Below are 24,630 nucleotides of genomic sequence, written 5' to 3'. Positions count from 1 at the left end.
GGTCCAAGGACAGGGGCTTGGCGAAGGCCCTGGCGCTCGGCGGTGACCGGCGCGCCTTCGGCGACATCCCGACGGTGGCGGAGGCGGTGGCGGCCGACCCCGCCCGCCTGCCGGAACTGGTCGCCTGCCTGTTCGACGGCGACGCCGGGGTGCGCATGCGCGCCGCCGACGCGCTGGAGCGGGTGTCGCGCGGCGATGCCCGTCCGCTGGACGCCTTCGCGGAACGGCTGCTGACCGACGCGGCGGCCATCGAGCAGGCCGAGGTGCGCTGGCATCTGGCGGCGATCCTGCCGCGCCTGACCCTGACGGAGGAGCAGCGCGAGCGGGTGGTGGCGCTTCTGGAGGGCTGGTTCGAGAACCGGGCCAGCCGGATCGTGCAGAGCGCCGCGCTTCAGGCCATGGTCGATCTGGCGGCGGACGATCCGGAGCTTCGCCCGGTCGCGGCGGATATGCTGGGCCGGGCCATGCGCTCGCGCATCCCGTCGCTGGCCGCACGGGCCAAGCGCATCCTCAAGCCGTTCGAGGTGGACCGCGCCACCCTGGACGCCGCCCTGCTGCCGGAGACCAAGCCGCTGATCCTGTCGGTTCTGCCGGACCGGCTGGCGGTGGCCCGGCTGGCGCCGGGGGATGGAATGCCCGGCTGGCTCGACTGGACCGACCCGCTGGTCAGCGCCACCCGCACGGGGGAGGAGTTGTCGATCCTCTGCCGCGAATCCCGCGTGCCGGACGGCGTGACGGCGGAGCGCGGCTGGCGCGCCTTCAAGGTGGAGGGGCCGCTGGATTTCTCCTTGTTCGGCGTGCTGGCGCGCATCGCCGTGCCGCTGGCCCAGGCGCGCGTGCCGATCTTCGCCATGTCCACCTACGACACCGATTACGTGCTGGTGCGCGAGGAGGACGTGGAGCGCGCGGCCGACGCGCTGAAGCGGGTCTGCACCGTCGTCGCGTCCTCCTGACCGTCAGGCCTGCTTGGCCGTCTCCACCTCGACGGCGGCGAGCACCCCCAGCTCCTCCAACTGGGTGACGGCGCCGGTCAGGCTGGTCGCCACGCGGTCGGCGGTGGTCTGGGTGGTCGCCTGCTCCGGCGCCTCGGCTTCGGGGTGGGCGCTCCACAGGCAGAGCAGGATCGGCACATCCGGGCCGAAATGCAGGCGCAAGCGGCGCACCAGCCGGCGGGCGTGCGACAGGGCGGACGGGTTCAGGTAGGACAGCACCACCGCCGATACCCCGGTCGGCGCCAGCGCGGCGATGGAGCGGACGGACACCTTCTCGCAGGGGAGCACGTCGGCGCGCAGCCCGCGCGGGCGCAGCATGTGGCCGAGCAACGCCGCCGCCGCCTCGTCCAGGTCGTTGCGGGCGCCGATGCACAGGACCAGCGGCGTGTCCTCCGCGGCGGGCGGGGAAGCCTCCATCAGCTCGTCCAGCAAGGCCACCATGCCCTCGGCCACCGCCTGCCGCCCCTCCGGGTTGAGGCGGTTGCGCTGGCGGTCCTGCTCGGCCAACGACAGGGTGGGGATCAGCAGGCCGTGCCCGGCCTCCACCAGCCCGCCCTTGCTCATCCTCTCCTCGGCGATCTCCATGGCCTCGATGGGGTCGCGGGCGAGCAGGCGCTGGTACAGCTTGGCCTCTTCGGGCAGCACCGGCCGGTCGCCCAGCATCACCTCCAGGAAATGCAGCTGCGGCACGTGCCGCCCCAGCACCACGAGGCAGACGGTCAGGGGAGTCGCCAGCAGCAGGCCCACCGGCCCCCACAGCGTGGTCCAGAACACTGCGGCCACGATGATCGCCAGCGACGACAGGCCGGTGGCCGAACCGTAGAGCCAGGGCTCCACCACGTTGTTGGAGAACAGCTCCACCGCCACGAACAGGGCGATGCAGAGCAGCGGCAGGGTCCATCCCCCATCGACCGCGAAGGACAGCAGGATCGGGAAGGCCGCGGCGATCGCCGGCCCCAGGAAGGGGATGAAGCGCAGCACCGTCGACAGCAGGCCCCAGAGCAGCGGGTTCGGCACGCCGATCAGCCACAGCCCGATCCCGATGGGCAGGCCGTAGGTGACGTTGACCACGCACTGCATCAGCAGATAGCGGCTGACCCGTTCGCCCGCGTCGTTCATCGCCTCCGTCGTGCGGCTGAGGTCACCGGACCCGGCCAGCCGGATCAGCCGGTCGCGCAGATCCTCCCGCTGCAGCAGCATGAAGATGGTGAAGACCAGCACCATGCCCGCCGTGGCGACCGGCGCCATGGCCGGTCCCAGCACGTCGCTGATGATGGTCAGCGCGTCGCCGTCCTGCTCGATCCGCACCGGCACCGGCTCCTTCGCGGCGCCGGGGGCGGGCAGGGCGTTGGCCGGAGCGGCGGGCGCCGCGTCGCCGGTCACCTGCTCCAGCCCCTGCTTCAGGTCGCGGAAGGCTTCGGTGGCCTGCTGCACCACCCCGCCGCTGCCCGCCGACGCGGCGCGGGAGCGCAGCGAGTCCAGCTTGGCGTGCACGTTGCGCTGATAGGTCGGCAGGTTGTTGGCGAGGTCGGCGATCTGCCCGCCGACCACCGTGCCGAAGCCGGCGATGCCCGCGAAGACCAGCACCACCACCGCCAGCACCGACGGAATCCGGCCCAGGCGCAGCCGCTCCAGCCGGCTGACGATGGGCGCCAGGACGAAGGTCAGCAGCACCGCCAGCGCGATGGGAACCAGGATGTCGCTTCCCAGATACAGGGTCGCCACCACCAGCGCGATGACCAGCAGAGTCGTCTGGGTGGAGGCGGGCGGGGCGGCCTTCGGCACCGGAATGGGGCGGGCCTGCAACCGGCGGGCGGTGTCTTCGGCCATGATCTGCGGAGCCTCGGGGGAGAGTTGAGAGTGTGCAGAACGCGGCCGGACGCGGCGCGTTCCGGCGCCCCGGCGCAATCGCCGCAAGACACCGTGACGATTGCGGTCGACGGCCTGTTTAAACCCGCGTGGTTATCTCGTCAGAAGGAGGGGGCTATGCGTAAGGTTGCTGTTCCGGTCCTGTCGGCGGTCGCGCTTTTGGCTTTGGGGGGCTGCGCCGAGACGTCGAGTTGGTTCGGTGGGGGAAGCGAGCAGGCGTCCCGTCCGATGTCCGAACAGTCGCTCCAGACCGCCTCGCGGATCGAGCCGCAGGCCATGCTGGGCAAGTCCGTCGTCGCCTATGACGGGCAGAAGGTGGGGCAGGTCGAGGACGTTCTGTTCAACCGCAGCAACCGCCCGAGCCAACTCGTGGTCTCGACCGGCGGCATCATGGGCATCGGCGGGCGCAACGTCGCGCTGGACATCGACAACGTCCGCTACAACCAGCAGCAGGACGCCATCGTGGCGACCCAGCTCACCAAGGACCAGTTCGCCAACCTGCCGGAATTCCAGTATGGCGGGAACATGATCTCGCTCAGCCGCCAGAAGACCCCGCATTGAGCGGCGTCAGTCCTCCGGCTTGCCGGAGCGCAGGCGCTTGATGTCCGACCTCTGACCCTTGGCCTCCAGGCGGCGCTTCTTGGAGCCAAGGGTCGGCTTGGTCGGACGGCGGCTTTTCGGCACCACCGTCGCGTCGCGGATCAGATCGATCAGCCGCTCCCGCACGTCCTCGCGGTTGCGCAGCTGGCTGCGGTAGGTGTCGCCGACGATGATCAGCACACCCGCCGCCGTCATGCGCGAACCGGCCAGCCGGACCAGCCGGGCCTTCACGTCGTCGGGAATGTTCGGCGAGGCCGCCACGTCGAAGCGCAATTGCACCGCGCTGTCCGTCTTGTTGACGTGCTGGCCGCCGGGACCCGAGGCCCGGACGAAGCTTTCCTGAAGCTCGCTCTCGTCCAGGCTGATGCGCGGGGTGACCCGGATCATCGTTGAAATTCCATGATCGTCAGTCGGCCGCCGCCGTCACGCCTTCCTGCTCCTCCACCCCGAGGTCGAGAAGCGGAAGGAAGCTGGCGGGCTCCTGCGCGCCGGACAGCGCGTAGCGACGGTTGAAGATGTAGCAGGGCACCGCCTGAAGGCCGAGCTGGCGCGCGGTGGCGTCGGCGTTGAAGACCGCCGTGGTTTCCGCGTCGCCGTTCAGCAGGTTTTTGATGTCCGCGAAATCGAAACCCAGGCCGGCGGCGGTCGCGGCCAGCGTGTCGCGGTCGCCGATGTCCAGCCCGTCCACGAAATAGGCGTTGAACAGCGCGTCGGCCATCCGGTCGCCCAGCCCGTGGCGGGCGGCGATGCGGATCAGCCGGTGCCCGTCGAAGCTGTTGGGCGTGCGCCGGATGCGGTCCAGCCGCAGCGGCAGGCCGTCGCGCTCCGCCGTCTCCTCGACCACCAGATGGATCTGCCGCGCCCGCTCCGTGCCGCCGAACTTGGCCGCCAGATAGGCGCTGCGCTCCATGCCGCCCGGTGCCATGTCCGGGTTGAGCTGGAAGGGCTGCCAGCGCAACTCCACCTGGACGCGCGGCCGGTCGGCCAGCGCGCGGGCAAGCCGCCGCTTTCCGATGTAGCACCAGGGGCAGATCAGGTCGGCGTAGGTTTCGATCAGCATAGGCCCACTATCCCCCATTCCCGCCCCGCCGCGCAACCGCCCTGCCCGTGGGGCGTCCCGCCGCGTTCGGGCAACCGCCTTTGCAACCCTTTGTTAACCCTTGCCGCCGGAGAGTCGCCCTGTTGCGCGGACGGATTTCCGCGGCGGTCGGAGGCGTGTGGGCGATGGCGAATTCCTATGTGGACGGCAAGGTGCGCGACGCGCTGGTGGCGGCCAAGGGGAGCCGGGCAACCGCGCAAAAGCTCCTGATGGCCTGGGCGGCCGAGGACCCGCAGCTTTTGCTGGGCATTTCGCAGCCGTTCCTGAAAGCCATCGCCGCCGCGGCCATCGAGCGGGGCGTCCGCCCGTCGGCGCCCAGCCGCTCGGCGCCCGCGCAGCCGGGCCGGTCCCGCGGCCCCGCGGATTCGGCGCTGAGCAAGGAGGCGCTGGCCGACGTGCTGAGCCGCCTCGGCCGCGACCCCGGGGAGGAGGCGCCGGCCGCGCGCGGCCGCGCCGGTTCACCCGCTCCGGTCACGTCCGCCACCATGGTGGTTCCCGCCGGCAAGGGCGGTCAGGGCGGCGTCACCCATGAGAAGGCGATGATGACCCTCGCCAAGGCCTTCGTGGCAAAGAAGATGCGCTGAGGCCCGGCGCGGGGGGGTGCTCCGCCGGGCTTATTGCTCGGCCGCGGTCATCATCCGTTCGATCCAGCCCGGCTGCCGTGGTTCCGGCCGGATGTCCGGCGGCGGGCTCGCCAGGGCGGTGTGGCCGTTGCGGTGCGGATCGGGGATGTGGTGGCAATCCACGTCGGCCAGCGTCTTGTAGCAATAGAGGCGGGAACGGTCGACGTAGAGCTTCTCCGGGCAATACTGGCCGGTTTCCGAGAAGGACACGGACGAGCAGTCGCGCCCGGTCGCTGCGGACACCAGATGATCGCCGAGCGTCTTCTTTGTGCTGGTGACGGAGGCGAGATCGGCGCCGACGCTGGCGACCATCATCGGCCCGCTGCAGGCGCCCAGAGGCAGGGCCGCCAGCGCCATCACCGCGATTGACTGAGCGAGCCTCATCACCCCTTGCACCCCGTCCCGTGTTCGAGTCCGATTCCAGGCGAACCTCATTAAAAAGCCGTGAATCAGCGCAGAAGCGTGCAGATTCGCGACCGGCACTGCACCATGACGAAGGTGTCCTTGTCCTCCGTGCAGCCCACCTTGAACACGGTCTGGCCGGAGCGGCCGGTGACGTAGCTCATCACCTCCACCTTGGCGGGGGTGCAGTTGCCCAGCGACTTGGCGGCCTCCTTCGCCTCGGCCTGCCCGGCGGAGACGTTGGCGGCCCGGACCGTCGGCGACACCGACAGGCACAGAGCGAGGGCGCCGAGGGCAGCGAGGCGGGGTGCGGTGACGCGCATGGCCGGTTCGATGGGCTGGTGGGTGCTGATGAAGTTTATGGCACAGACGGCGCGAATTCGGTTGTGCAAAAGTGGTAACAGCGGGCTCACGCGCTTTTTGCGGGTTTTGCGGGTTTTGCGGATGCGGCGTGCCGGTGGGACAGGAAGAAGCGCAGCATCTCCCGCGCGGCGTCCGGCCCCTGCGGGTCGGTGTAGCTGCCGTCCGGGCTGCCGCCGGACCAGGCGTGGCCGCTGCCGTGGACGATCCACTGCTCGAACAGCGCCGCTCCGCCGCGGTCCGTGTGGACGGTTCGGGAGAAGGCGCGCCCGCCGGGTGCTTGGCCGTTTTCGGTCTTCGCGGTCAGTCCCTCCGCGTTGGCGGTGGCCTGGGCCATCACATGGTCGCCGTTGCGCGGATGCACGACCTTGTCGGCGTCGCCGTGGAAGACGATGGCCGGAACCACCGGAGCTCCGGCCGCCGGCCGCTGGCCGGGCGAGGAGCCGGCCTTCATCGCCAGCAGGGCGGACGGCACGCCGGTGGCCGAGCCGTAGGGCAGGCCGGAATGGACGCCCACCGCGGCGAACAGGTCGGGGTGCGTCGTCGCCAGGACCATCGCGGCGGACCCGCCCGCCGAAATTCCGGCGACATAGACGCGCCGCGGGTCGGCCACTCGCTCCGCCAGGACCTGCCGGGTGGCTCCGGCGATCAGCGCCGGTTCGCCGCGCTCGCGGCGCTGGTGGTCGGGGTTGAACCAGTTCCAGCATTTCCTGTCGTTCGCCGCGGAGGTCTGCTCCGGGTAGAGGACGAGGCAGCCGGCCTCCTCGGCCAGCCGGTTCATGCGGGTGCCGACGGCGAAATCCTCCGGTGACTGGGTGCAGCCGTGCAGCATGACCAGCAGCGGACGCGGCCCCGCCGCAGCCCCCTTCGGCACGAACAGGCGGTAGGCGAGCGAGCCGGAATCGCCGGCGAAGACCCCGGTTTCCATCGGCTCCGCCAGCGGAACCGGTCGCGGCGGGGGCGGAGGCACGGGCGCGCCGCGGCGGAACAGTTTTCCGGTCAGGCGGCGGAGGAACGCTGCGGCGCGGGCCAGGGCCGGGCGGGGCCGGTTGGGGTCGGTCACGGTCGGCGGCTCCGGGATCGTTCGGGAGGAAGGCGGCGGATGGTACGGGACGGAGGCGGAGGAGGACAACCGCCATGGCGGTTTGCGCCGGGGCGCCAACTGCGCTAACCATCCGGCTCCGCAAGCGCGTGTCCGGCAAGCGTCCCTCCCGCAAGCGTCAAGGTGGCCCGACCGTCATGAGCACCGACATCACCCTGGTCCTGGGCGGCGCCCGCTCCGGCAAGAGCCGCTACGCCGAGGGGCTGGCGGCCGCATCGCCCGGCCCGCGGGTCTACATCGCCACGGCCCAGATCTGGGACGCCGAGATGGCCGACCGCGTCGCCCGCCACAAGGAGGACCGCGGTCCCGGCTGGACGACGGTGGAGGAGCCGCTCGACCTGCCCGGCGCGCTGCGCCGCAACGCCGGTCCCGGAACGAACGTGCTGGTCGATTGCCTGACGCTGTGGTTGTCCAACCTGATGATGGCCGACGCCGACGTGCCCGCCCGCTCCGCCGAGCTGCTGGCCGCTTTGGTCGATGTGGAAGGGCGGGTGGTGCTGGTCTCCAACGAGGTCGGGCTGGGCATCGTGCCGGACAACGCGCTGGCCCGCCGCTTCCGCGACCATGCGGGGCGGCTGCATCAGGACATCGCCGCCGTGGCCCAGCGGGTGGCCTTCGTCGCCGCCGGGCTGCCGCTGCTGCTGAAAGGAGAGACGCCATGACCGAAGACGCCGACCGGAACCTTGCCGACCAGAACGCCCGCCACGCCGAGAAGATGAAGAGGCGCAAGGCGCTGCACGACCGGGTGATGGCCAGCAAGACGCAGGAGAAGGGTCTGCTGATGGTCAACACCGGCAACGGCAAGGGCAAGTCCACCGCCGCCTTCGGCCTGATCCTGCGCGCCGCCGGGCACGGCATGCGGGTGGGGGTGGTGCAGTTCGTCAAGGGCGCTTGGTCGACCGGCGAGACGGTGGCTCTGGAGCGCTTCGACGACCTCGTGGATTTTTACACGATGGGCGAGGGCTTTACCTGGGAGACCCAGGACCGCGAGCGCGACATCGCCGCCGCCAAGGCCGCCTGGGCCAAGGCGCAGGAGCTGATGGCCGATCCCCAATACGGCCTCGTCGTGCTCGACGAGTTGAACATCGTCCTGCGCATGGGCTACCTGCCGGTCGAGGAGGTGCTTCCCGTGCTGACCGGGCGGCGCGAGGGACTGCATGTGCTGGTCACCGGCCGCACCGCCAAGCCGGAGCTGATCGAGGCCGCCGACCTCGTCACCGAGATGACGCTGGTCAAGCACCCCTTCCAGGCGGGCATCAAGGCCCAGCCGGGCATCGAGTTCTGAGCCATGCCGCGCGCGATCATGCTCCAGGGCACCGGCTCCGACGTCGGCAAGTCGCTTCTGGTGGCCGGGCTGTGCCGGGCGCTGGTCCGCCGCGGCCTGACCGTGCGGCCCTTCAAGCCGCAGAACATGTCCAACAACGCCGCGGTCACCGCCGACGGCGGCGAGATCGGGCGCGCCCAGGCGCTGCAGGCGCGGGCCTGCGGGGTGGCGCCGTCCGTCCACATGAACCCGGTGCTGCTGAAGCCGCAGTCGGACGTCGGGTCCCAGGTGGTGGTGCGCGGCGTCGTGGCGGGTACGGCGCGGGCCGGCGACTACCAGTCGCGCAAGGGGCAGCTCCTCCCCACCGTGCTCGACAGCTTCGAGCGGCTGAAGGCCGAGGCCGACGTGGTGGTGGTCGAGGGGGCGGGCAGCCCGGCCGAGGTCAATCTCAGAGCCGGCGACATCGCCAACATGGGTTTCGCCACGGCGGCCGGCGTGCCGGTGGTGCTGGTCGGCGACATCGATCGCGGCGGGGTGATCGCCAGCCTCGTCGGCACCCACGCCCTGATTCCGCCGGAGGAGCGGGCGCTGGTCGCCGGCTTCCTCATCAACAAGTTCCGCGGCGACGTCCGGCTGTTCGACGGCGGCCTCTCGGTGATCGCCGAGCGCACGGGCTGGCCGAGCTTCGGCGTCGTGCCCTGGCTGGCCGATGCCGCCCTGCTGCCGGCGGAGGACGCGGTGGCGCTGGACACCTGGAGGACCCGCTCGGGTGGGCGGTTGCGCGTCGCCGTGCCGATGCTGTCGCGCATCGCCAACTTCGACGATTTCGACCCGCTGGCCCAGGAGCCGGACGTGGCCCTGTCGATGGTGCCGCGCGGCCAGCCCCTTCCGGGCGACGCCGATCTGGTGATCCTGCCGGGCAGCAAGGCGACCATCGCCGATCTTGCGGTGCTGCGCGCCCAGGGCTGGGACGTCGATCTCGCGGCGCACCGACGGCGCGGCGGGCGGGTGCTGGGCATTTGCGGCGGCTACCAGATGCTCGGCCGGCGCATCACCGACCCGGACGGCATCGAAGGGCCGCCGGGCGAGGCCGAGGGGCTGGGCCTGCTGGAGGTGGACACCGTCCTGAAGGGGCCAAAGGTGCTGGAGGAGGCGACCGGCGTGGAAACCGTCACCGGTGCCGCGGTCTCCGGCTACGAGATGCACATGGGCCGCACGGAGGGGCCGGACCGCGCCCGCCCGATGCTGACCCTGACCGGCGGACGGACGGACGGCGCGGTGTCCGCCGACGGGCGGGTGATGGGCTGCTACCTGCATGGCCTGTTCGGGGCGGACGGCTTCCGCGCCGCCCTGCTGACGGGGCTGGGAGCCGAGGCGTCCGGCCAGTCCTACGCGGCGACGGTCGAACAGGCGCTCGACCGCATCGCCGCCCGGTTGGAGGAACATGTGGACATCGACGCCCTGCTGGCCGCGGCGCGGTGAGGGGTGAGGCCGTGGGCGATGATTCATGAAACCGATTTCATGATCCCGCAACGCTGGGGTCAGGCGGGCGGCGCTACAACTGCAGTCATTGACGACGTTTGATTACTGGCGAGTCATCCACCGGCGGTTCCCGCCGCCGGCCACACACGATCCGGAATGTTCCCGCATACCCTCGGATCGTTTCTTGCGGCGGTGTGCATCGGGTTTTTGCCTTGGATCGGCGTCCCCCGCCCAGGCTTCCCCCCAAACCCCTGCACACCGCCGTCTTCTTTTCTCCCCACCGTCCCCATCGGAAACCGCCGCGCTTGACGCGGAGCCCCCTCGGCGGGCTTGAATGGGTGCCACAGGCCCCGTAGCTCCCCCTGCCGAGACCCCATCCCCGTGCGTCCCGTCGTTCTCTTCCCCCTGTTCCGTCCGGTGACGGCTCTCCCCGGCCTTGGCCCCCGGCTGGGCAAGCTCGTCGAAAAGCTGGCCGGTCCGCAGGTCGTGGACCTGCTGTGGCACCTGCCTTGCGGCGTCATCGACCGCCGCTACGCCCCGAAGATCGCCGAGGCGCCGAACGGGCGGATCGCCACCATGACGGTGCGCGTCGATTCGCACGCCGCCCCGCACAATTCCCGCCATCCCTACAAGGTCCGCTGCACCGACGAGACGGGCGTGCTGGAGCTGATCTATTTCCATGTGAAGGGCGACTGGCTGGAGCGGCAGATGCCGGTCGGCAAGACGGTGGTGGTGTCCGGCAAGGTCGAGTGGTTCCACGACACGCCGCAGATCACCCACCCCGACGCCGTGGTCCCGCTGGAATCGAAGGACGAGATCGAGGCGGTGGAGCCGGTCTATCCGATGACCGCCGGGCTTCCGGCCAAGACGCTGCGCAAGGCCGTGCGGGCCATGCTGAGCGACGTGCCGGAACTGCCGGAGTGGCAGGACGCGGCGTGGCGCTCCCGCAACGGCTGGCCGACCTGGCACGAATCGATCCGCCGCGCCCACACTCCGGAGGACGAGGCCGACCTCGCCCCGACCAACCCGATCCGCCGCAGGCTGGCCTATGACGAGCTGCTGTCGAACCAGCTCGCTTTGACGCTGGTCCGCATGCAGCAGCGCCGCCTGTCCGGCCGTGTCATCCAGGGCGACGGGCGGCTGCGCGCCAAGGTGGCCGAGGCGCTGCCCTTTTCCCTGACCAAGTCCCAGGCCACGTCGCTGGAGGAAATCTACGAGGACATGGCGGCGGAGCGGCGGATGCTGCGCCTGCTCCAGGGCGACGTCGGCAGCGGCAAGACGGTGGTCGCGCTGATGGCGATGCTGAACGCGGTGGAGGCCGGCCATCAGGCCGCCCTGATGGCGCCGACCGAGATCCTGGCCCGCCAGCACGCCGAAAGCCTCGCCCCGCTGTGCAAGGCGGCGGGGGTGGACCTCGCTTTGCTGACCGGGCGCGACAAGGGCAAGGCGCGGCAGGCGGTGCTGGACCGGCTGGCCTCGGGCGAGCTGCCGCTGCTGGTCGGCACCCACGCGCTGTTCCAGGAGGACGTCGCCTTCAAGGATCTGGCGCTGGCGGTGATCGACGAGCAGCACCGCTTCGGCGTCCACCAGCGGCTCCAGCTTTCCGCCAAGGGGCGGGCGGTGGACGTGCTGGTGATGACGGCGACGCCGATCCCGCGCACGCTGACCCTGACCGCCTACGGCGACATGGACGTGTCGCGCCTGACCGAGAAGCCGGCGGGGCGCAAGCCGATCCAGACCGTGACCATCGCGCTCGACCGGCTGGAGGAGGTGGTGCACGGGATCCACCGCAAGGTGCAGGAGGGCGCGCGGGTCTATTGGGTCTGCCCGCTGGTGGACGAATCGGAACAGACCGACCTCGCCGCCGCGACCGAGCGCCACGCCTTCCTGCGCGCCACCTTCGGCGACCGGGTGGGACTGGTCCACGGCAAGATGCGCGGGCCGGACAAGGACGCTGTGATGGCCGCCTTCCAGGCCGGAAACCTGGACGTGCTGGTCGCCACCACGGTCATCGAGGTCGGCGTGAACGTGCCCGAGGCCACCGTCATGGTGATCGAGCACGCCGAGCGCTTCGGCCTCGCCCAGCTTCACCAGCTCCGTGGCCGGGTGGGGCGTGGCGAGAAGCCGTCCTCCTGCCTGCTGATGTTCGACCCGCAACTGACCGAGACGGCGCGCGCCCGCCTGAAGACGATGCGCGACACCGAGGACGGCTTCGTCATCGCCGAGGAGGATTTGCGGCTGCGCGGCGCGGGCGAGGTGCTGGGCACCCGTCAGTCGGGGCTGCCGGAGTTCCGCATGGCCGATCTGGCGGTGCACGGCGACCTGCTGGCCGCCGCCCGTGACGACGCGAAGCTGATCGTGGATCGTGATCCGGACTTGGCCGGGGAGCGGGGGCAGGTGCTGCGGACTCTGTTGTATCTGTTCGAGCGGGACGCTGCGGCAAAGACGCTGCGGTCGGGGTAGGAGCGCAGATCAAGACCCCGTTTTAATGGGCGCAAACCATTGATTTTGCTTGGTGCGATCAAAATCTTGATCGGCGCCTCGAGTCTGTTTTCCGGCAAGCTTCTCAAGCCTGACGTGTGCGCGCTTTTTCGCGTGAGCCTGCCCGTCGCCGAGTCCCCAAAGAGTGCCTCTCTCTCAATGCATCACCACTGCCAAGTCGGCAGTAGAAATGCTCGTCTACACTTCTTCAACGAAATGCGATGCATACGCAAATATTCAAATAATTTGCATCTGCTTCTAATGATTAGATAACTAATTATTGGCACACATTGATGTTTTTTCTCTTGGAAATTGTCTTTATGTCGGCTAATGATGAATCCTAATCAATGGAATCATAAATTGAATAGGGAGTTCGTCAAGTTTGTGATTATTGGAACGGCGGGCGCGGATTGTCTGCCTGGAACCGCCGGGGATGATAGTATTGTTGGACTTCAAGGAAACGACGAAATATACGGCTGCGGCGGAGATGACTGGATCTACCCCGATGATGGAAACGATTACGCTGATGGCGGCTGGGGACGGGATCGTGTTTACGGGACCATTGAGGGAGCCGCAGTCAACGGATCGCTCGTCGGCGGCTGGGGCGCTCTCGCGCACTCGTCATGGAACAGCCTGTTCTCCTGAGTGATTTTTGGAAGAGAGTAATTGAATATCAATAACAATGATCAACGCTCATACGCAGGTCGCGTGAGAAATTCAAAGCTTATGGTCGGCTGGGCGTTGATCGATGTTTGCTTTTTGCAAGATGTGGCCTGAATTTATTAATGAGTATGTACATGGTTTTGTGTGTGACTGGTGTCTTCATGATCCTTTTTGTTTATAATTTGCGCAATGCCACTTTTCCTAACTGGCGAGGAATCCGGCGATGAGCATTTCCGATGTCTCCTCACAACTGGGCGGATCAATCCAACGCACATCGTCTTCCGTTCCGTCTCCGTCCGCTTCGTCGGCGTCAGGAGGCGGAGCAGGGCGGGCGATCGGTGGGACCACCGGAGGGATTGCGGACAGTGTGTCGTTGAGCCCTCTGGCCTCTTCCCTGCGTGATGAGTCTTTGACCGCGTTCAATGCGCTGTCTGCTGAAACACGGACGCAGTTGTCGTCGTTGGTCGACAGCGGCAAGCTGACCGGCGAAGACGTCCATAATGCGCTCAAACAGCGGCTCAAAGAGTCCCGTCTCACGGCGTACTCGGCGACGTTTCGCATGGCTCACAATGATAATGCGGGGCTTTTCTCCAGCGACGACGCCACGTCGGATGATTTCAGAAAAGCTCTCAGCGCGACCAGCGCGAAGCGAGAGGAGCTTATGGGAAAGCTGTCGCTGCTGGATCAGCGTGGTCAGGGAGCGTCGGAGCAGTATGGGGAGATATCGACCTCACTGATGGCGCAGGGCACCAACCCGGCGCTGTTGCTTGCTCAATCCGGTAACCAGCGTATGATTCTGGATCCCTTCCAAGGTTTCAGCATCACGCAGCCCGCCGATTCGCGGATGGCGTACACACGCAAGGAAGCCGATGCGGCTTATAAGTTGAAAGATGCCGGGGTTGACCTGTCGTCCATCGACAAGGCCCTTCGCTCCCTCGGAGAGCGTGATGCGGCTTCTCTGATTGCAGAGCGAACGGGGCAGCCATCCACCCATACGGTTGCGCAGGACCGTGAATTCACGTCGGACGATTCGTTGTTTCCCTCGATCTCCCTTCCTGCATCGCAAGCCAGGACGGACGCTCCGGTGATGGGCCAGCGGGTTCAATTGCGCGAAGAGGTCATGGCGGCGTGGGAAGCGATGCAGAAGGGCGGCGTTGGTGCCTTCGAGGACGCGAAATCCGCTCAGCAATACCGTGAAGGCATCCGTGTGAGCTACTGAGCGGGTTGAGGGCGCTGGTGACCGTCAGGCACTTTTGCGCTCCCGATCCAGCTTGTGAAGCTGCGGCGGGGGCTTGCGGTCAGGCGGGGTGACGATGCCGCCGGACATCACCAGCTTCAGCCCGTCCTCCACCGTCATGTCCAGAACGGTCACCTCGCGCCGCGGCAGGATCGCCAGATAGCCGGCGGTCGGCGGGGCGCAGGGGATGAAGACGTGCACCATCTCCTCCTCGGAGATCTTCTGAATCTCCGGGTGGGCGCCGCCGGTGATGAAGCCCAGCGACCACATGCCGTGGCGCGGGAACTCCACCAGGACCACCTCGCGGAAGGCCTTGGACTTCTTGGCGAGAACCGTCTCGACGATCTGCTTCACCGCCCCGTAGACGGAGCGGACGACCGGCATGCGCTCCACCACCCCCTCGCCGATGCGCACCACCAGCCGCCCGACATAGCCGGCGGCGAAGGCGCCGATCAGGGTCAGCACGATGATCAGGGTCAGAACCCCGATGCCGGGAATGGAGAAGGGCAGGTAGTTTTCGGGGTTGTAGGCGGAGGGGATCAGCGGGCGCACATGCCCGTCGATGAAGGCTAGCAGCCACCAGCCGAGATAGACCGTGACCGCGATCGGCGCCGTCACCAGAACGCCCGCCAGGAAATAGGCGCGCAGCCGCCCCGTCAGCCCGATGCCGGCGGGCCGGTGGGACGTGCTCTCGTCCGCCGCGCTCTGGCCGTTCTGCTCGTTCCGATCCACCGTCCCACCCCCGAAAAACCGACGCCCGCTATAGTGATACAGGACATGGCTCCGGCTCAATCCACAACGACGCATCGGACGGCGGGAAAGAGTCGCGGGGGAGCAAGCGAAGGAACTCCCTCCGGGGGGCTGGTCCGCCACCCCCGCGCGCATCACATCGCTGCTGATGAACCATACCCCCCGCATCCTCTCGCTCGCCACGGCCCTGCCGCCCCATTGCCTCAGCCAGGACGAGGCGCTCGGCGTCGCGCGGGCGGTCTTCGGGCCGCGGATGCGCGACTTCGAACGGCTGGTGCCGGTCTTCGCCAACACCGGCATCGAAACGCGCCACGCCGTCATGCCGGTCGGCTGGTACATGGAGCCGCGTGGCTGGCCGGAGCGCACCGCCGCCTTCCGCGAGGGGGCACTGACCTTGCTGGAAGAGGCGGCGGGGCAGGCGCTGGTCCGCGCCGGTCTGGGGCCGCAGGACGTGGACGCCATCGTCTGCGCCTCGACCACCGGCATCGCCACGCCCAGCCTGGAGGCTTTGCTTCTGGAACGCATGGGCTTCCGCCCGGACACGGTGCGGCTGCCGCTGTTCGGGCTGGGCTGCGCCGGCGGCGTGCTGGGGCTGACCCGCGCCGGGCAGATCGCCCAGGCGATGGCGGGGCGGACGGTTCTGTTCCTGGTGGTGGAGCTTTGCACGCTGGCCTTCCGCTCGGCGGAGGCGACGCCGACCAACGTCGTCGCCAGCGCCCTGTTCGCAGACGGCGCCGCCGCGGCCGTGCTGCGCGCCGATGGGGAGGCCGATGCGGAGGGGGAGGGGCCGCGCCTCGTGGACGGGGCGGAGCACACCTGGCCCGGCACGCAGGACGTGATGGGCTGGCGGGTCGAGGATGACGGGCTTGGTGTGATTTTCAGCCAGAGCATCCCGGCGCTGATTCGCGATCGGCTGGAGCCGGTGTTGGACGGCTTCCTCGAGCGGCGGCGGATGGCCCGCGGCGACCTCGCCGGGCTGATCGTCCACCCCGGCGGCGCCAAGGTCCTGCACGCGCTGGAGGAGGTCTGCGCCCCGGTGTCCGCCGGGCTGGACGACGCCTGGGCGGTGCTGCGCCGCTGCGGCAACATGTCGGCGGCCAGCGTGATGTTCGTTCTGGAGCGGCGAATCGCGTCCGGCGCCCGCGGCCCCCATCTGATGAGCGCGCTCGGCCCCGGCTTTACCGCCGCGCTGGCCCAGATCGACCTCTAGGAGCGTTTGGAATGGAGACGCTGCCGTTGGGCTGGCCCCACATCATCCTGCTGCTGGTCGCGGCCCAGCGTCTGGGCGAACTCGCCGTCGCCCAGCGCAACACGCGCCGCTTGCTGGCCGAGGGCGCGCAGGAGGTCGGGGCCGCCCATTACCCGCTGTTCGTCGGGCTGCACGCCGGCTGGCTGGCCCTGCTGTTCGCCGTCGTGCCGGCGGACGCGCCGATCAACGGCTGGCTGCTCGCTTTGTTCGTCCTGCTGCAGGCGGGGCGGGTCTGGGTGATCGCCACGCTGGGGCGGTTCTGGACCACCCGCATCATCACCCTGCCCGGCGCGCCGCTGGTGCGGCGCGGGCCGTTCCGCTGGGTCCGCCACCCCAATTATCTGGTCGTGGCGGGGGAACTGGCGGTTCTGCCCCTGGTTTTCGGGGCGTGGTGGATCGCGGTGCTGGCCACTCTGCTGAATGTGCCGCTGACCCTGCACCGCATCCGTGTCGAGGATGGCGCGCTGTCCGGACGGCGCACGCTCAGGTCAGCAGGAAGCACAGCATCGTGACGCAGCCGGCGATGGCCGCCCCGTCGAGGTGGTTCGGGAAGGCGTGCCAGAAGGACTCGCGGGGCTCCGGCTCATCGCGGTCCATCTCGTCCAGCCACAGGCCGGCGGGCAGGCCACCGTTGGCGCGCTCCGCCAGGGCGCCGGACAGATGGGCCATCGACACCGCCAGATAGCAGAACTTCACGAAGTTCAGGACGAAGTACATGGGCCCGCCGGCCTCGGCGATGGGGTCGGTCACGCCGCCCATCGCCGCCACGGCGGTCGCCATGGCGATGGCCGCGGCGAAGGGAATGGCGACGACCGACAGCAGGCGCTGCGAATCCACGCGGCCGGCGTTGGGGATCAGGCTGCGGGGAACGGGGCCGGAGGGCAGTTGGAACGACATGGCTCTCTCAATTCCGGTGGGCGCGTCCCGTTCGTTCTGCCGCCTTCAGGGTTAACGGGACGTTAGCGATACCCGTCGGAGGGAGGCGGTTCCACCTTTGCGCAGGCCCCGCTATGCTGGCCCGCCCATGACCTCTGGCTGCCGACCGACTGCAACCGACCGACGGCAACCGATAGACCGCCGCCAACGACCAAGGAGACGCCGTGCCCGCCGACGCTGGACCGTCCCGGCTGGATGGGATCACCCTGTTGAGCCCGCTGACCGCGGAGGAGCGCACCGCCGTCGCGCGGCTGTGCCGCTGGCGCCGCTTCCACGTGAACGAGCAGATCATCGATCATCAGGGGGACACGCGGGACGTGGCTCTGGTGGTCGACGGTCGCGTGCGGGTGCTGAGCCATTCACCCGCGGGCCGCGAGATCAGCTTCGACGACATCGAGGCCGGCGGCTTTCTGGGCGAGATGGCGGCCATCGACGGGCTTCCCCGCTCGGCCTCCGCGGTGGCGGTGGAGGAGGGGACGCTGATCGCCTTCCTGGCGCCCCGGCCATTTCAGGACCTGGTGTCCGGCCATCCGGAACTCGCCATGGCGGTGATGAGGCGGCTGTGCCGGGTCGTCCGCATCGCCACCGACCGGGTGATGGAACTGTCGACGCTGGGCGCCAACAACCGCGTCCACGCCGAATTGTTGCGGCTCGCCAAGCGGGGGCAGGTTGACGGGCGGACGGCGGTGATCACGCCGATCCCCGTCCATGCCGACATCGCCAGTCGGGTCAGCACCGCCCGCGAGACGGTCGCCCGCGTGCTGAGCGACCTCGCCCGCGATGGGCTGGTGGAGCGGCGGGCCGACGCGCTGGTCGTCCGCGACCTGGGGCGGCTGGAAGCGCTGGTGGAGGATGTCCGGGCCGGCGTCTGATGGCGGCGCCGGGCGAAACCGACGGGCATGGTCCTGCGGAGCCGCGGTCGCGGCTCTTACCGTCGAGCGTCGCACGGAACCGACTCTCGGCGGTATCAGCCGGCCCGACCCAGCACGGTGAGGATCAGGGCGCGCAGCGATTCCGGATCATAGGGCTTGGGAAGGAAATGCCAGCCGGCATTGCGGATCTCCGACTTGGTGGCCGCGGACTCGTCGCCGGTCGTGATGATGACCGGGAGGTCGGGGCCGAGGTCCGCCAGAACCGTCCGCACCGACTCCGGAGCCTTGCCGTGCCGCCCCAGATGATAGTCGGCCACCAGGATGTCGGGGAGTTCCCCGCCGTTCAGCGCGTCCAGGAGAGCGGCGGGGGTCGGGGCGCTGACCAGCAGCATTCCCCAATCCTCGAACAGGGTTTCCATGCACAGGCACAGCACCATGTCGTCCTCCATGAGGGCGACCGTCAGTGTGCCGGAGTTGGTGGATCTGCCGGCGAGGGGAGCGTCGGTCATGCGGTATCCAAATGAACAGCGGGGGACCAATGAACAACAGGACGGCGCTGCCGGCTGCCCGATACCCTTCGTTCGGCGTGTTCAGGAAAGCCGTCTCGGGGTGGCCGCTGTCCGCTGGGTGATCTGTCCGCTCAATTATCTGAGCAGGTAATTTAGATTCTATATCGAACAGCGCACCACTGCATTGTCATAGGTTAATCGGAAGAGGATATCGCCGGGGCACGGCGAGCCGGTCAATCGCCGGCGCGCTTGCGGTCGGACTTGGCGTCCAACGCGTGCTCCAACTGCTTGGGTGCCTGAATCAGGTGCAGGTACAGCTCGTCGAACTGGCCGACGGAGGCGAGCTGCTTCACGTCATGGACGGTGATCTGCTGGCCCGCCAGATCGATCAGCCCGATGTCGCGCAGCCGGCGGAGCGTCCGGTTGATGTGAACGATGCTCAGACCCAGCGCGTCGGCGAGGATCTCCTGGGTGACGGGCAGGGTGAAGCGTCCCTCCTCGACCAGCCCGACGATGCTCAGGCGCCGCAGCAGTTCCACGATCAGGTGGGCCGTGCGCTCCAGCGCGGTGCGGCGCCCGACGCTGAGCAGGCGTTCGGCGATGATCGCCTCCTCCTTGGCGCCCGACCAGGCGAGGGCTGCGGCGAGACGTGGAAAGAGCTTGAACAGTTCAATGATGCGTTCGGGCTGGAAATTGGCGACCTCCGCCGGGGTCAGCGTCGTGACGCCGTGGTCCGCCGTTTCGAACAGGTTGCAGTAAAAGCCGATGATGTCCCCAGGCAGTACAAAATTGACGACCTGCCGCCGTCCGTCGGGAAGCGCCTTGTGACGGATCGCCCAACCTTTGCGCATCACGCGCACGCAACCGTAGCGTTCGCCTTGCTGGAGAAGATCGGATCGCGAACCGTGCCGCGTAACATTGCGCTCCAACTCGTTGAGGAAACTCTTCTCCTCATCTGTCAAGCTCATGTAACTCGTTATCTTGCGCCCCAGTGGAGATGACGGTATGTTGGCCTGGGCGCGGGTCATTTCTGTTCCAGCCTTTGATCGTCCAATTGTTATGGCCCCGAAGCGAGTGCCAGTGCCAGCCCAATTCCGGGCGGCCTCGAACGATTAAGCCAAACGATAAAACCATCTATAACATAGGTTAATGGAGGTTAGATTTTCTCGACCGGACAGGTGAGGGATCATATACAAAACTGTTGGTGGCATTGGCCGTATGGGGTTTTGAACGGCCGGCGGTGGTAACAGAGCAGTGCGGGGGGCGGCATGGCGGCGGAGCGGGATGCGGCGGGATTGGCTGCCCTCTCGATTTGTGAATCCCTTATGCTCGCATTGGTGGAAAGAGGCGTCTTGCGGCTCGAGGACGCGCACGCCGCGCTCGAGGACGCCGCTGCCGCCCATCAAAATCGCGACCCGAAGGGCGAGGACCCGAACCTGCATCGCCTGGCGCTGCAGATCGTCGAGCGGCTGATCATCCAGGTGAACGCCACCCATCCTGCGCAGGCGCATGTCGGCGTCGGGCAGTTGGCCGACGGCGGTTCCCAGGACTGAGCAGCCAGCCGGCCTTGGCAGGCCGGCCTCGAGGGTGGAAACAAGAAGAGCCCCGTCCTGGCGACGGGGCTCTCTGCGTGTGCGATTCCCTGTGCAATTCAAGGAACGGGAACGGTCAGTCCGCCCCGGCCCCGGCGGTTTCGGTCGGCTGCGGACGCTGCTTGCCCAGCCCGATGTTCGGGAAGGCGTTGATCAGCGCGGTGATGAAGGCCGACAGGTACGGCAGCGACTGCACGACCAGCAGGCCCGACCACATGAAGGCGTCGCGGTTCTCGTGGCCGAACACCAGCACGATGGCCAGAGCGGCGCCCCACAGGCCCAGCAGCAGAGCGATCTCCTCCCGCGCCATCAGGAAGGCCTGCATCAGGGCCGGCTGGTTCTCGCACTTTGGCGTGCGGACGAAGGGGCGCCCGGAGGTGAACATGCCCAGCCACATGGCGCGGCCCACCGTGTGGGTCAGAGCCATGCCGGCGATGGCCGCCCCAACCTTGTCCCAGAAGCCGCACTTCACCCGCGCCTCGTACAGCCAGAGCGACGCGCCGACCTTGAAGGCGAAGACGCTGAGCGTCGGGATCATGAAGACGCTGGGCGGGAACTCGAAATATTTCGGGAAGGCCAGCAGCCCGAGCGACCAGATGATGCCGGCGATGCCAAAGATCATGTGGGCGGCGTCGGCGAACCAGGGCAGCCAGCCGGTGATGAAGTGGTACTTCTGCCCGGCGGTCAGGCGCGGGCCGCCCGGCAGCAGGTCGCGCCAGTGGTGCTTGAGGATCTGCACGGCGCCGTAGGCCCAGCGGAAGCGCTGCGTCTTGTAGGCGGAGAAGCTGTCGGGGACGAGGCCCTTGCCGTAGCTCTCCGGCATGTAGACGGCCTCGTATTTGTGCTCGAACAGGCGCAGGCCGAGATCGGCGTCCTCGGTGATGCACCACTCGCCCCAGCGCCCGACCTCCTCCAGCGCGGACTTGCGGATGATGGTCATGGTGCCGTGCTGGATGATCGCGTTGCGCTCGTTGCGCTGGATCATGCCGATGTGGAAGAAGCCGGCGTATTCCCAGTTGATCATGCGCTGGAACAGATCGTGGCTCCAGTCCCGGTAGTCCTGCGGGGACTGCACGAAGCCGACCTCGGGCCGGTTGAAATGCGGGATGGTCGCCTTCAGCCAGTCGGGGTGGACCTGATAGTCGCTGTCGATGACGGCGATGTGCTGGGCGTCCGGCGCCGTCTGGGCGAGGCCGAAGTTCAGCGCGCCGGCCTTGAAGCCCGGCCAGTTGTCCAGGTGGAAGAAGCGGAACTTCGGCCCCAGCTTTCGGCAATACTCCTCGACCGGGCGCCACACCGCCGGGTCCTTGGTGTTGTTGTCGAGCAGCAGGACCTCGTAGTTCGGGTAGTCCAGCCGGGCCAGCGCGTCCAGCGTCTCCATGACCATGTGCGGCGGCTCGTTGTAGCAGGGCACATGGATGGAGACCTTCGGCGCGTTGGGCAGGGGCGCGGCCGAGCAGGGCTGGAACTTGCGCTTGAAGCGGTCCTGCCAGACGACCTCGGTCAGCTCGAGCCCGTCGATCAGCATGACGGCGAGCAGGACGAGCTGGCAGAAGACCAGGATGCCCCAGGCGATCTCGGTCGTGGTGGCGAGGCCGGCGACGCTGGCCGCGGTGAAGGTAAAGACCAGCACCGACGACACGCCCTGGATCATCGCGCCGTAGAAAACCTGCCCGCCGAACTTCAGGTCGCCGCCGCGGCGCCACAGGAAGAAGACGAGCGGCAGGAAGCCCACCGCGATGGAGATGCCGCAGAGCAGCGGCCAGTTCCGCAGCTCCGTCACCTCGCCGATCATCGGGAACTTTGGCTTGCGCCACGCGTCCCACAGCCCCCAGCTCGTGCCGGCGGTGCCTTCGATCTCCCGCTTCCAGGGCTGGTCGAAGGCCTCCATGATGAAGTAGTCGAGCTTGTTCTGCGCCGCGACGTTCAGGAAGGTGCGGATGAACTTGGCCTGGTTGACCTGGCTCGCCTCGGCGCCGCGGCGCCACGGGCCATCGGCCGGCCAGCCGATTTCCGAGATCAGGATGTGCTTGTTCGGAAACTTGGTCTTCAGCTCGTTGTAGCGGAACATGGCGTAGTCGACCGACTGGTCGGCGGGCACGCCTTCCCAGTAGGGCAGCAGGTGGACGGCCAGGAAGTCCACGGCGTCGGCCAGTTCCGGATGCTCCAGCCAGACGTGCCACGGCTCCGCGGTGGAGACCGGGACGTTGACCTTCTTCTTCACGCGCTTGATGTATTCGATGGCCTGCGGGACGGTGACGTCGGCGCGCAGGATCGCCTCGTTGCCGACCAGGACGCGGCGGACGTTGTTGTTGTCGCGCGCCAGCTTGATCAGGCCGTTGATCTCCGGCTCGTCGATCTCCGGCTTGCCGGCGATCCAGGCGCCTGCGGTGATCGGAATCCCGTACTTGCGGGCGATGGGCGCCGTCTGCTCCGACCCGTCGGTGGTGGAGTAGATGCGCACGCCCTTGACCGACCCCTCCAGGGCCTTCATGTCCTTCTCGATGTCCTCCGCCGAGGCCTTGTCGCCCTTGGACGGGCTCTTGTCGGGGTGGAAGGGCGTGTAGCCGACGCCGCTGATGGCGCCGCCCCAGGAGCGTTCGGCGACCGGGCGGTTCCACAGCGCCCAGACTCCGATGTTGCCCAGGATCACGAGAAGAAGAGCCGCAATCGCCGACTTGCGCATGACCGTCTTTCTTTGTCCCAAACGTGTGCCGACCGTCCTGGCTTTGTCCGCCCCGGCCGGGCATTCTTCCATTCAGCGAAGGGGTTCAACCGGATCGGCACGCAGGGGGACCCGCCGCCCCGACACCGCCTTCGGACCGAACACCCGTACCCATCACCCTGGTTGCAGGACACGCCTCAATCCGCCGCGCGATCCGCATAAGCCGGAAGACCGAACGCCCCCGACCGGAACATCACCGGACCGAATAAAGATCGTGCGGCAGTTTATACATTTTTCCTAGTCCCGCAACCAGTCCTACTCCGACGCGCCGGCGGCCAGCCCTGCAACGCCGGCAATCCCCACTGGACGAACGCACCGGATGGGCGTTTTCTTCCCGGAACGCCGCAAGGAAAACCTTACGAGCCGAAGGGAAGACACGGAACCCCATGACGATGTTCCATCTGCACGACCGTTTGCAGGCCGATACCGCCCCGGTCGCCGAGTTGCCGCTGTGCCGCGTCCTGCTGATGGACAACCGGGTGTGGCCTTGGCTGATCCTCGTCCCCGCCCAGCCGGACTTGACGGAGATCCACCACCTGTCCCGGGAGGACCGGCACCGGCTGGTGGATGAGATCGCCCTGGCCTCGCGCACGCTGGAGACCCGGTTCAGCCCCGACAAGATCAACGTCGGGGCCCTGGGCAATCTGGTGCCGCAGCTTCATATCCATGTCATTGCCCGCTCCAGGACGGATCCGGCGTGGCCGGGGCCGGTGTGGGGTTCGGGTTTCGCGGAGCGCTACAGCCCGGAGGAGCGGGACAGCCTTACCCGAAAGATCAGGGAGGGGTTGGGCCAAAAGTGAGGCCCGGCAAAGCCCAACGTGACGGCCCCTCTCCCTTTGCGGCCAAGCGGAGGCGTGACGTTTCCCATGCTGCCCTGTTTATGCTCCCTGAAACAGTCACCGATCAAAGGAGAGGGCACCATGAACACCGATCGCATCACCGGTGCCGGCAAGGAGCTGAAGGGCGAAGTCAAGAAGCAGGCCGGCGATCTGACCGGCAATCAGGATCTGAAGGACGAGGGCCGCGCCGACAAGGCCGAGGGCAAGCTGGACAAGGTCGTCGGCAAGGTGAAGGACATCCTCAAAGGCGACAAGTGATGGGCGCGGAGGAGCGGGGGCATCGCAAGGACGATGCCCCGTCCGACGCCGCCCAGCGGATCGAGGACAAGCTCATCGAGGAAACCGGGCAGGCCTCGGGCGACCCCGACAAGCCGGTCCAGGAGAAGTTCGATGAATTGGGCGAGAAGCCCGACATCAAGAAGAAGAGCCTGAGGGACTAGGAGTCGCCCCCTTCCATCCGGAAGGGGGTTTTTCTTTGTCAATCAACGGTGACACGCGCCTCGACCCGCACCGGGAAATTCACCGAATTGGCGATGAAGCACTTCTCGTGGGCTTCGTGGTGCAGGGCCACGGCCTTGGCGGAATCGCTTCCAGGGGCGAGGGTGACCCGGGGGCGCAGGACGACGTCGGTGAAGCGTCCGCCGCCGTGGGATTCCTCCGCCATCGTGCCGGCCGCCTCGTCCGTGTAGGCGGTCACGGTGACGCCGTTCACGGCGCACAGATGCAGGTACCACAGCATGTGGCAGGCCGAGAGCGACGCCACGAGCATGTCTTCGGGATTGTAGCGGGCGGAGTCGCCGCGGAAGGCCGGGTCGGACGAGCCGGGGATGGGCGGCTTGCCGGGCGCGGCGATCTCAAGGTCCCGGCTGTAGGCCTTGTAGCCCGAGGTTCCGGTCCCCTGGTTGCCCGTCCAGGTGACGGTCGTGCCATAGGTGTGTTCGCGCCCCGACATCGGTCCCTCCGCATGCGTTTTTCGAAGGGTAG

28 protein-coding genes are annotated in these 24,630 nt (G+C 68.0%); 16 read left to right on the top strand and 12 right to left on the bottom strand.

The window, feature by feature from the left end; genetic code table 11:
• Positions 1 to 17 precede the first annotated feature (17 nt).
• Entirely contained in the window at positions 18 to 953 is a 936-nt protein-coding gene (locus ABVN73_RS06795; protein ID WP_353857339.1) for an ACT domain-containing protein, read from the top strand.
• Positions 954 to 956: 3 nt separating this feature from the next.
• Here ABVN73_RS06795 and ABVN73_RS06790 read toward each other — a convergent pair whose 3' ends face one another.
• Positions 957 to 2,822 (bottom strand): AI-2E family transporter, encoded by a 1,866-nt coding sequence (locus tag ABVN73_RS06790; protein WP_353857338.1) that lies wholly within the window; start codon positions 2,820 to 2,822, stop codon positions 957 to 959.
• A 156-nt stretch (positions 2,823 to 2,978) separates the two neighbouring features.
• Here ABVN73_RS06790 and ABVN73_RS06785 point away from each other — a divergent pair, with 156 nt between their 5' ends.
• Entirely contained in the window at positions 2,979 to 3,422 is a 444-nt protein-coding gene (locus ABVN73_RS06785; protein WP_109068268.1) for a PRC-barrel domain-containing protein, read from the top strand.
• Positions 3,423 to 3,428: 6 nt separating this feature from the next.
• On the opposite strand, the gene arfB is transcribed toward ABVN73_RS06785, so the two are convergent.
• Both arfB and ABVN73_RS06775 read right to left on the bottom strand, forming a co-directional pair.
• On the bottom strand, positions 3,429 to 3,848 hold the full coding sequence (gene arfB, locus ABVN73_RS06780; protein ID WP_353857337.1) for an alternative ribosome rescue aminoacyl-tRNA hydrolase ArfB: 420 nt from the start codon (positions 3,846 to 3,848) through the stop codon (positions 3,429 to 3,431).
• 19 nt (positions 3,849 to 3,867) lie between these two features.
• Entirely contained in the window at positions 3,868 to 4,521 is a 654-nt protein-coding gene (locus tag ABVN73_RS06775; RefSeq protein WP_353857336.1) for a DsbA family oxidoreductase, read from the bottom strand.
• A gap of 164 nt (positions 4,522 to 4,685) precedes the next feature.
• On the opposite strand from ABVN73_RS06775, the gene ABVN73_RS06770 reads away from it, so the two are divergent.
• Positions 4,686 to 5,144, top strand: coding sequence for a hypothetical protein (locus ABVN73_RS06770; RefSeq protein WP_353857335.1), 459 nt, complete (start codon positions 4,686 to 4,688; stop codon positions 5,142 to 5,144).
• Positions 5,145 to 5,174: 30 nt separating this feature from the next.
• Here ABVN73_RS06770 and ABVN73_RS06765 read toward each other — a convergent pair whose 3' ends face one another.
• The 3 genes from ABVN73_RS06765 to ABVN73_RS06755 all read right to left on the bottom strand — a co-directional run bounded on the left by ABVN73_RS06765 (position 5,175) and on the right by ABVN73_RS06755 (position 7,008).
• Positions 5,175 to 5,567 (bottom strand): hypothetical protein, encoded by a 393-nt coding sequence (locus tag ABVN73_RS06765; RefSeq protein WP_353857334.1) that lies wholly within the window; start codon positions 5,565 to 5,567, stop codon positions 5,175 to 5,177.
• A gap of 65 nt (positions 5,568 to 5,632) precedes the next feature.
• Positions 5,633 to 5,908 (bottom strand): hypothetical protein, encoded by a 276-nt coding sequence (locus tag ABVN73_RS06760; RefSeq protein WP_353857333.1) that lies wholly within the window; start codon positions 5,906 to 5,908, stop codon positions 5,633 to 5,635.
• Positions 5,909 to 5,994: 86 nt separating this feature from the next.
• Positions 5,995 to 7,008 carry a PHB depolymerase family esterase gene (locus ABVN73_RS06755; RefSeq protein WP_353857332.1) on the bottom strand — a complete coding sequence of 338 codons (1,014 nt, stop codon included), beginning with the start codon at positions 7,006 to 7,008 and terminating at the stop codon, positions 5,995 to 5,997.
• A gap of 176 nt (positions 7,009 to 7,184) precedes the next feature.
• Between ABVN73_RS06755 and cobU the strand changes: the two genes are divergently transcribed.
• The 6 genes from cobU to ABVN73_RS06725 all read left to right on the top strand — a co-directional run bounded on the left by cobU (position 7,185) and on the right by ABVN73_RS06725 (position 14,156).
• Entirely contained in the window at positions 7,185 to 7,709 is a 525-nt protein-coding gene (gene cobU / locus ABVN73_RS06750; protein ID WP_353857331.1) for a bifunctional adenosylcobinamide kinase/adenosylcobinamide-phosphate guanylyltransferase, read from the top strand.
• Positions 7,706 to 8,332: a cob(I)yrinic acid a,c-diamide adenosyltransferase gene (cobO, locus tag ABVN73_RS06745; protein WP_353857330.1), complete on the top strand. Its 627-nt coding sequence runs from the start codon at positions 7,706 to 7,708 to the stop codon at positions 8,330 to 8,332. Before cobU ends, cobO begins: the two co-directional genes overlap by 4 nt.
• Before the next feature lie 3 nt (positions 8,333 to 8,335).
• Positions 8,336 to 9,793 (top strand): cobyric acid synthase, encoded by a 1,458-nt coding sequence (locus ABVN73_RS06740; RefSeq protein WP_353857329.1) that lies wholly within the window; start codon positions 8,336 to 8,338, stop codon positions 9,791 to 9,793.
• A gap of 381 nt (positions 9,794 to 10,174) precedes the next feature.
• Entirely contained in the window at positions 10,175 to 12,256 is a 2,082-nt protein-coding gene (recG, locus tag ABVN73_RS06735; RefSeq protein ID WP_353857328.1) for an ATP-dependent DNA helicase RecG, read from the top strand.
• Between the two features lie 348 nt (positions 12,257 to 12,604).
• Positions 12,605 to 12,919 carry a hypothetical protein gene (locus ABVN73_RS06730; protein WP_353857327.1) on the top strand — a complete coding sequence of 105 codons (315 nt, stop codon included), beginning with the start codon at positions 12,605 to 12,607 and terminating at the stop codon, positions 12,917 to 12,919.
• Positions 12,920 to 13,160: 241 nt separating this feature from the next.
• Entirely contained in the window at positions 13,161 to 14,156 is a 996-nt protein-coding gene (locus ABVN73_RS06725; protein WP_353857326.1) for a hypothetical protein, read from the top strand.
• Between the two features lie 24 nt (positions 14,157 to 14,180).
• On the opposite strand, the gene ABVN73_RS06720 is transcribed toward ABVN73_RS06725, so the two are convergent.
• Positions 14,181 to 14,906 (bottom strand): DUF502 domain-containing protein, encoded by a 726-nt coding sequence (locus ABVN73_RS06720; protein WP_353857325.1) that lies wholly within the window; start codon positions 14,904 to 14,906, stop codon positions 14,181 to 14,183.
• A 166-nt stretch (positions 14,907 to 15,072) separates the two neighbouring features.
• Between ABVN73_RS06720 and ABVN73_RS06715 the strand changes: the two genes are divergently transcribed.
• Both ABVN73_RS06715 and ABVN73_RS06710 read left to right on the top strand, forming a co-directional pair.
• A complete protein-coding gene (locus tag ABVN73_RS06715; RefSeq protein WP_353857324.1) occupies positions 15,073 to 16,134 on the top strand; it encodes a type III polyketide synthase in 1,062 nt (353 codons plus the stop codon).
• An 11-nt stretch (positions 16,135 to 16,145) separates the two neighbouring features.
• Positions 16,146 to 16,685: an isoprenylcysteine carboxylmethyltransferase family protein gene (locus ABVN73_RS06710; protein ID WP_353857323.1), complete on the top strand. Its 540-nt coding sequence runs from the start codon at positions 16,146 to 16,148 to the stop codon at positions 16,683 to 16,685.
• On the opposite strand, the gene ABVN73_RS06705 is transcribed toward ABVN73_RS06710, so the two are convergent.
• Positions 16,657 to 17,070: a hypothetical protein gene (locus ABVN73_RS06705; RefSeq protein ID WP_353857322.1), complete on the bottom strand. Its 414-nt coding sequence runs from the start codon at positions 17,068 to 17,070 to the stop codon at positions 16,657 to 16,659. The genes ABVN73_RS06710 and ABVN73_RS06705 overlap by 29 nt on opposite strands.
• A gap of 203 nt (positions 17,071 to 17,273) precedes the next feature.
• On the opposite strand from ABVN73_RS06705, the gene ABVN73_RS06700 reads away from it, so the two are divergent.
• On the top strand, positions 17,274 to 17,981 hold the full coding sequence (locus tag ABVN73_RS06700) for a Crp/Fnr family transcriptional regulator (RefSeq protein ID WP_353857321.1): 708 nt from the start codon (positions 17,274 to 17,276) through the stop codon (positions 17,979 to 17,981).
• 95 nt (positions 17,982 to 18,076) lie between these two features.
• Here ABVN73_RS06700 and ABVN73_RS06695 read toward each other — a convergent pair whose 3' ends face one another.
• Together ABVN73_RS06695 and ABVN73_RS06690 are read right to left on the bottom strand one after the other, a co-directional pair.
• On the bottom strand, positions 18,077 to 18,490 hold the full coding sequence (locus ABVN73_RS06695) for a response regulator (protein WP_353857320.1): 414 nt from the start codon (positions 18,488 to 18,490) through the stop codon (positions 18,077 to 18,079).
• Between the two features lie 233 nt (positions 18,491 to 18,723).
• A complete protein-coding gene (locus ABVN73_RS06690; RefSeq protein WP_246653612.1) occupies positions 18,724 to 19,458 on the bottom strand; it encodes a Crp/Fnr family transcriptional regulator in 735 nt (244 codons plus the stop codon).
• 300 nt (positions 19,459 to 19,758) lie between these two features.
• Here ABVN73_RS06690 and ABVN73_RS06685 point away from each other — a divergent pair, with 300 nt between their 5' ends.
• Positions 19,759 to 20,043, top strand: coding sequence for a hypothetical protein (locus ABVN73_RS06685; protein WP_353857319.1), 285 nt, complete (start codon positions 19,759 to 19,761; stop codon positions 20,041 to 20,043).
• A 115-nt stretch (positions 20,044 to 20,158) separates the two neighbouring features.
• On the opposite strand, the gene ABVN73_RS06680 is transcribed toward ABVN73_RS06685, so the two are convergent.
• Positions 20,159 to 22,768, bottom strand: coding sequence for a glycosyltransferase (locus tag ABVN73_RS06680; RefSeq protein ID WP_094302230.1), 2,610 nt, complete (start codon positions 22,766 to 22,768; stop codon positions 20,159 to 20,161).
• Positions 22,769 to 23,193: 425 nt separating this feature from the next.
• On the opposite strand from ABVN73_RS06680, the gene ABVN73_RS06675 reads away from it, so the two are divergent.
• The 3 genes from ABVN73_RS06675 to ABVN73_RS06665 all read left to right on the top strand — a co-directional run bounded on the left by ABVN73_RS06675 (position 23,194) and on the right by ABVN73_RS06665 (position 24,086).
• Positions 23,194 to 23,607 carry an HIT family protein gene (locus tag ABVN73_RS06675; protein ID WP_353857318.1) on the top strand — a complete coding sequence of 138 codons (414 nt, stop codon included), beginning with the start codon at positions 23,194 to 23,196 and terminating at the stop codon, positions 23,605 to 23,607.
• Between the two features lie 120 nt (positions 23,608 to 23,727).
• Positions 23,728 to 23,904: a CsbD family protein gene (locus tag ABVN73_RS06670; RefSeq protein ID WP_145686581.1), complete on the top strand. Its 177-nt coding sequence runs from the start codon at positions 23,728 to 23,730 to the stop codon at positions 23,902 to 23,904.
• Positions 23,904 to 24,086, top strand: coding sequence for a hypothetical protein (locus ABVN73_RS06665; protein WP_109068247.1), 183 nt, complete (start codon positions 23,904 to 23,906; stop codon positions 24,084 to 24,086). The genes ABVN73_RS06670 and ABVN73_RS06665 overlap by 1 nt, the downstream gene beginning before the upstream one ends.
• 38 nt (positions 24,087 to 24,124) lie before the next feature.
• Here the strand turns inward: ABVN73_RS06665 and ABVN73_RS06660 are convergent, their stop codons facing one another.
• Positions 24,125 to 24,598, bottom strand: coding sequence for an OsmC family protein (locus tag ABVN73_RS06660; RefSeq protein ID WP_353857317.1), 474 nt, complete (start codon positions 24,596 to 24,598; stop codon positions 24,125 to 24,127).
• Between the last annotated feature and the right edge of the window lie 32 nt (positions 24,599 to 24,630).

This window comes from Azospirillum formosense (assembly GCF_040500525.1).
Taxonomy (GTDB): domain Bacteria; phylum Pseudomonadota; class Alphaproteobacteria; order Azospirillales; family Azospirillaceae; genus Azospirillum; species Azospirillum formosense_A.
This window is presented reverse-complemented; position numbering and strand designations above follow the sequence as displayed.

Bases quoted from the DNA above. Each gene is read 5' to 3' on its own strand.
- ABVN73_RS06790 (WP_353857338.1), bottom strand. From the start codon at position 2,822: ATGGCCGAAGACACCGCCCGCCGGTTGCAGGCCCGCCCCATTCCGGTG.
- ABVN73_RS06785 (WP_109068268.1), top strand. From the start codon at position 2,979: ATGCGTAAGGTTGCTGTTCCGGTCCTGTCGGCGGTCGCGCTTTTGGCT.
- arfB (WP_353857337.1), bottom strand. From the start codon at position 3,848: ATGATCCGGGTCACCCCGCGCATCAGCCTGGACGAGAGCGAGCTTCAG.
- ABVN73_RS06775 (WP_353857336.1), bottom strand. From the start codon at position 4,521: ATGCTGATCGAAACCTACGCCGACCTGATCTGCCCCTGGTGCTACATC.
- ABVN73_RS06770 (WP_353857335.1), top strand. From the start codon at position 4,686: ATGGCGAATTCCTATGTGGACGGCAAGGTGCGCGACGCGCTGGTGGCG.
- ABVN73_RS06765 (WP_353857334.1), bottom strand. From the start codon at position 5,567: ATGAGGCTCGCTCAGTCAATCGCGGTGATGGCGCTGGCGGCCCTGCCT.
- ABVN73_RS06760 (WP_353857333.1), bottom strand. From the start codon at position 5,908: ATGCGCGTCACCGCACCCCGCCTCGCTGCCCTCGGCGCCCTCGCTCTG.
- cobU (WP_353857331.1), top strand. From the start codon at position 7,185: ATGAGCACCGACATCACCCTGGTCCTGGGCGGCGCCCGCTCCGGCAAG.
- cobO (WP_353857330.1), top strand. From the start codon at position 7,706: ATGACCGAAGACGCCGACCGGAACCTTGCCGACCAGAACGCCCGCCAC.
- ABVN73_RS06740 (WP_353857329.1), top strand. From the start codon at position 8,336: ATGCCGCGCGCGATCATGCTCCAGGGCACCGGCTCCGACGTCGGCAAG.
- ABVN73_RS06730 (WP_353857327.1), top strand. From the start codon at position 12,605: ATGATGAATCCTAATCAATGGAATCATAAATTGAATAGGGAGTTCGTC.
- ABVN73_RS06725 (WP_353857326.1), top strand. From the start codon at position 13,161: ATGAGCATTTCCGATGTCTCCTCACAACTGGGCGGATCAATCCAACGC.
- ABVN73_RS06715 (WP_353857324.1), top strand. From the start codon at position 15,073: ATGAACCATACCCCCCGCATCCTCTCGCTCGCCACGGCCCTGCCGCCC.
- ABVN73_RS06710 (WP_353857323.1), top strand. From the start codon at position 16,146: ATGGAGACGCTGCCGTTGGGCTGGCCCCACATCATCCTGCTGCTGGTC.
- ABVN73_RS06705 (WP_353857322.1), bottom strand. From the start codon at position 17,070: ATGTCGTTCCAACTGCCCTCCGGCCCCGTTCCCCGCAGCCTGATCCCC.
- ABVN73_RS06695 (WP_353857320.1), bottom strand. From the start codon at position 18,490: ATGACCGACGCTCCCCTCGCCGGCAGATCCACCAACTCCGGCACACTG.
- ABVN73_RS06690 (WP_246653612.1), bottom strand. From the start codon at position 19,458: ATGAGCTTGACAGATGAGGAGAAGAGTTTCCTCAACGAGTTGGAGCGC.
- ABVN73_RS06685 (WP_353857319.1), top strand. From the start codon at position 19,759: ATGGCGGCGGAGCGGGATGCGGCGGGATTGGCTGCCCTCTCGATTTGT.
- ABVN73_RS06680 (WP_094302230.1), bottom strand. From the start codon at position 22,768: ATGCGCAAGTCGGCGATTGCGGCTCTTCTTCTCGTGATCCTGGGCAAC.
- ABVN73_RS06675 (WP_353857318.1), top strand. From the start codon at position 23,194: ATGACGATGTTCCATCTGCACGACCGTTTGCAGGCCGATACCGCCCCG.
- ABVN73_RS06670 (WP_145686581.1), top strand. From the start codon at position 23,728: ATGAACACCGATCGCATCACCGGTGCCGGCAAGGAGCTGAAGGGCGAA.
- ABVN73_RS06665 (WP_109068247.1), top strand. From the start codon at position 23,904: ATGGGCGCGGAGGAGCGGGGGCATCGCAAGGACGATGCCCCGTCCGAC.
- ABVN73_RS06660 (WP_353857317.1), bottom strand. From the start codon at position 24,598: ATGTCGGGGCGCGAACACACCTATGGCACGACCGTCACCTGGACGGGC.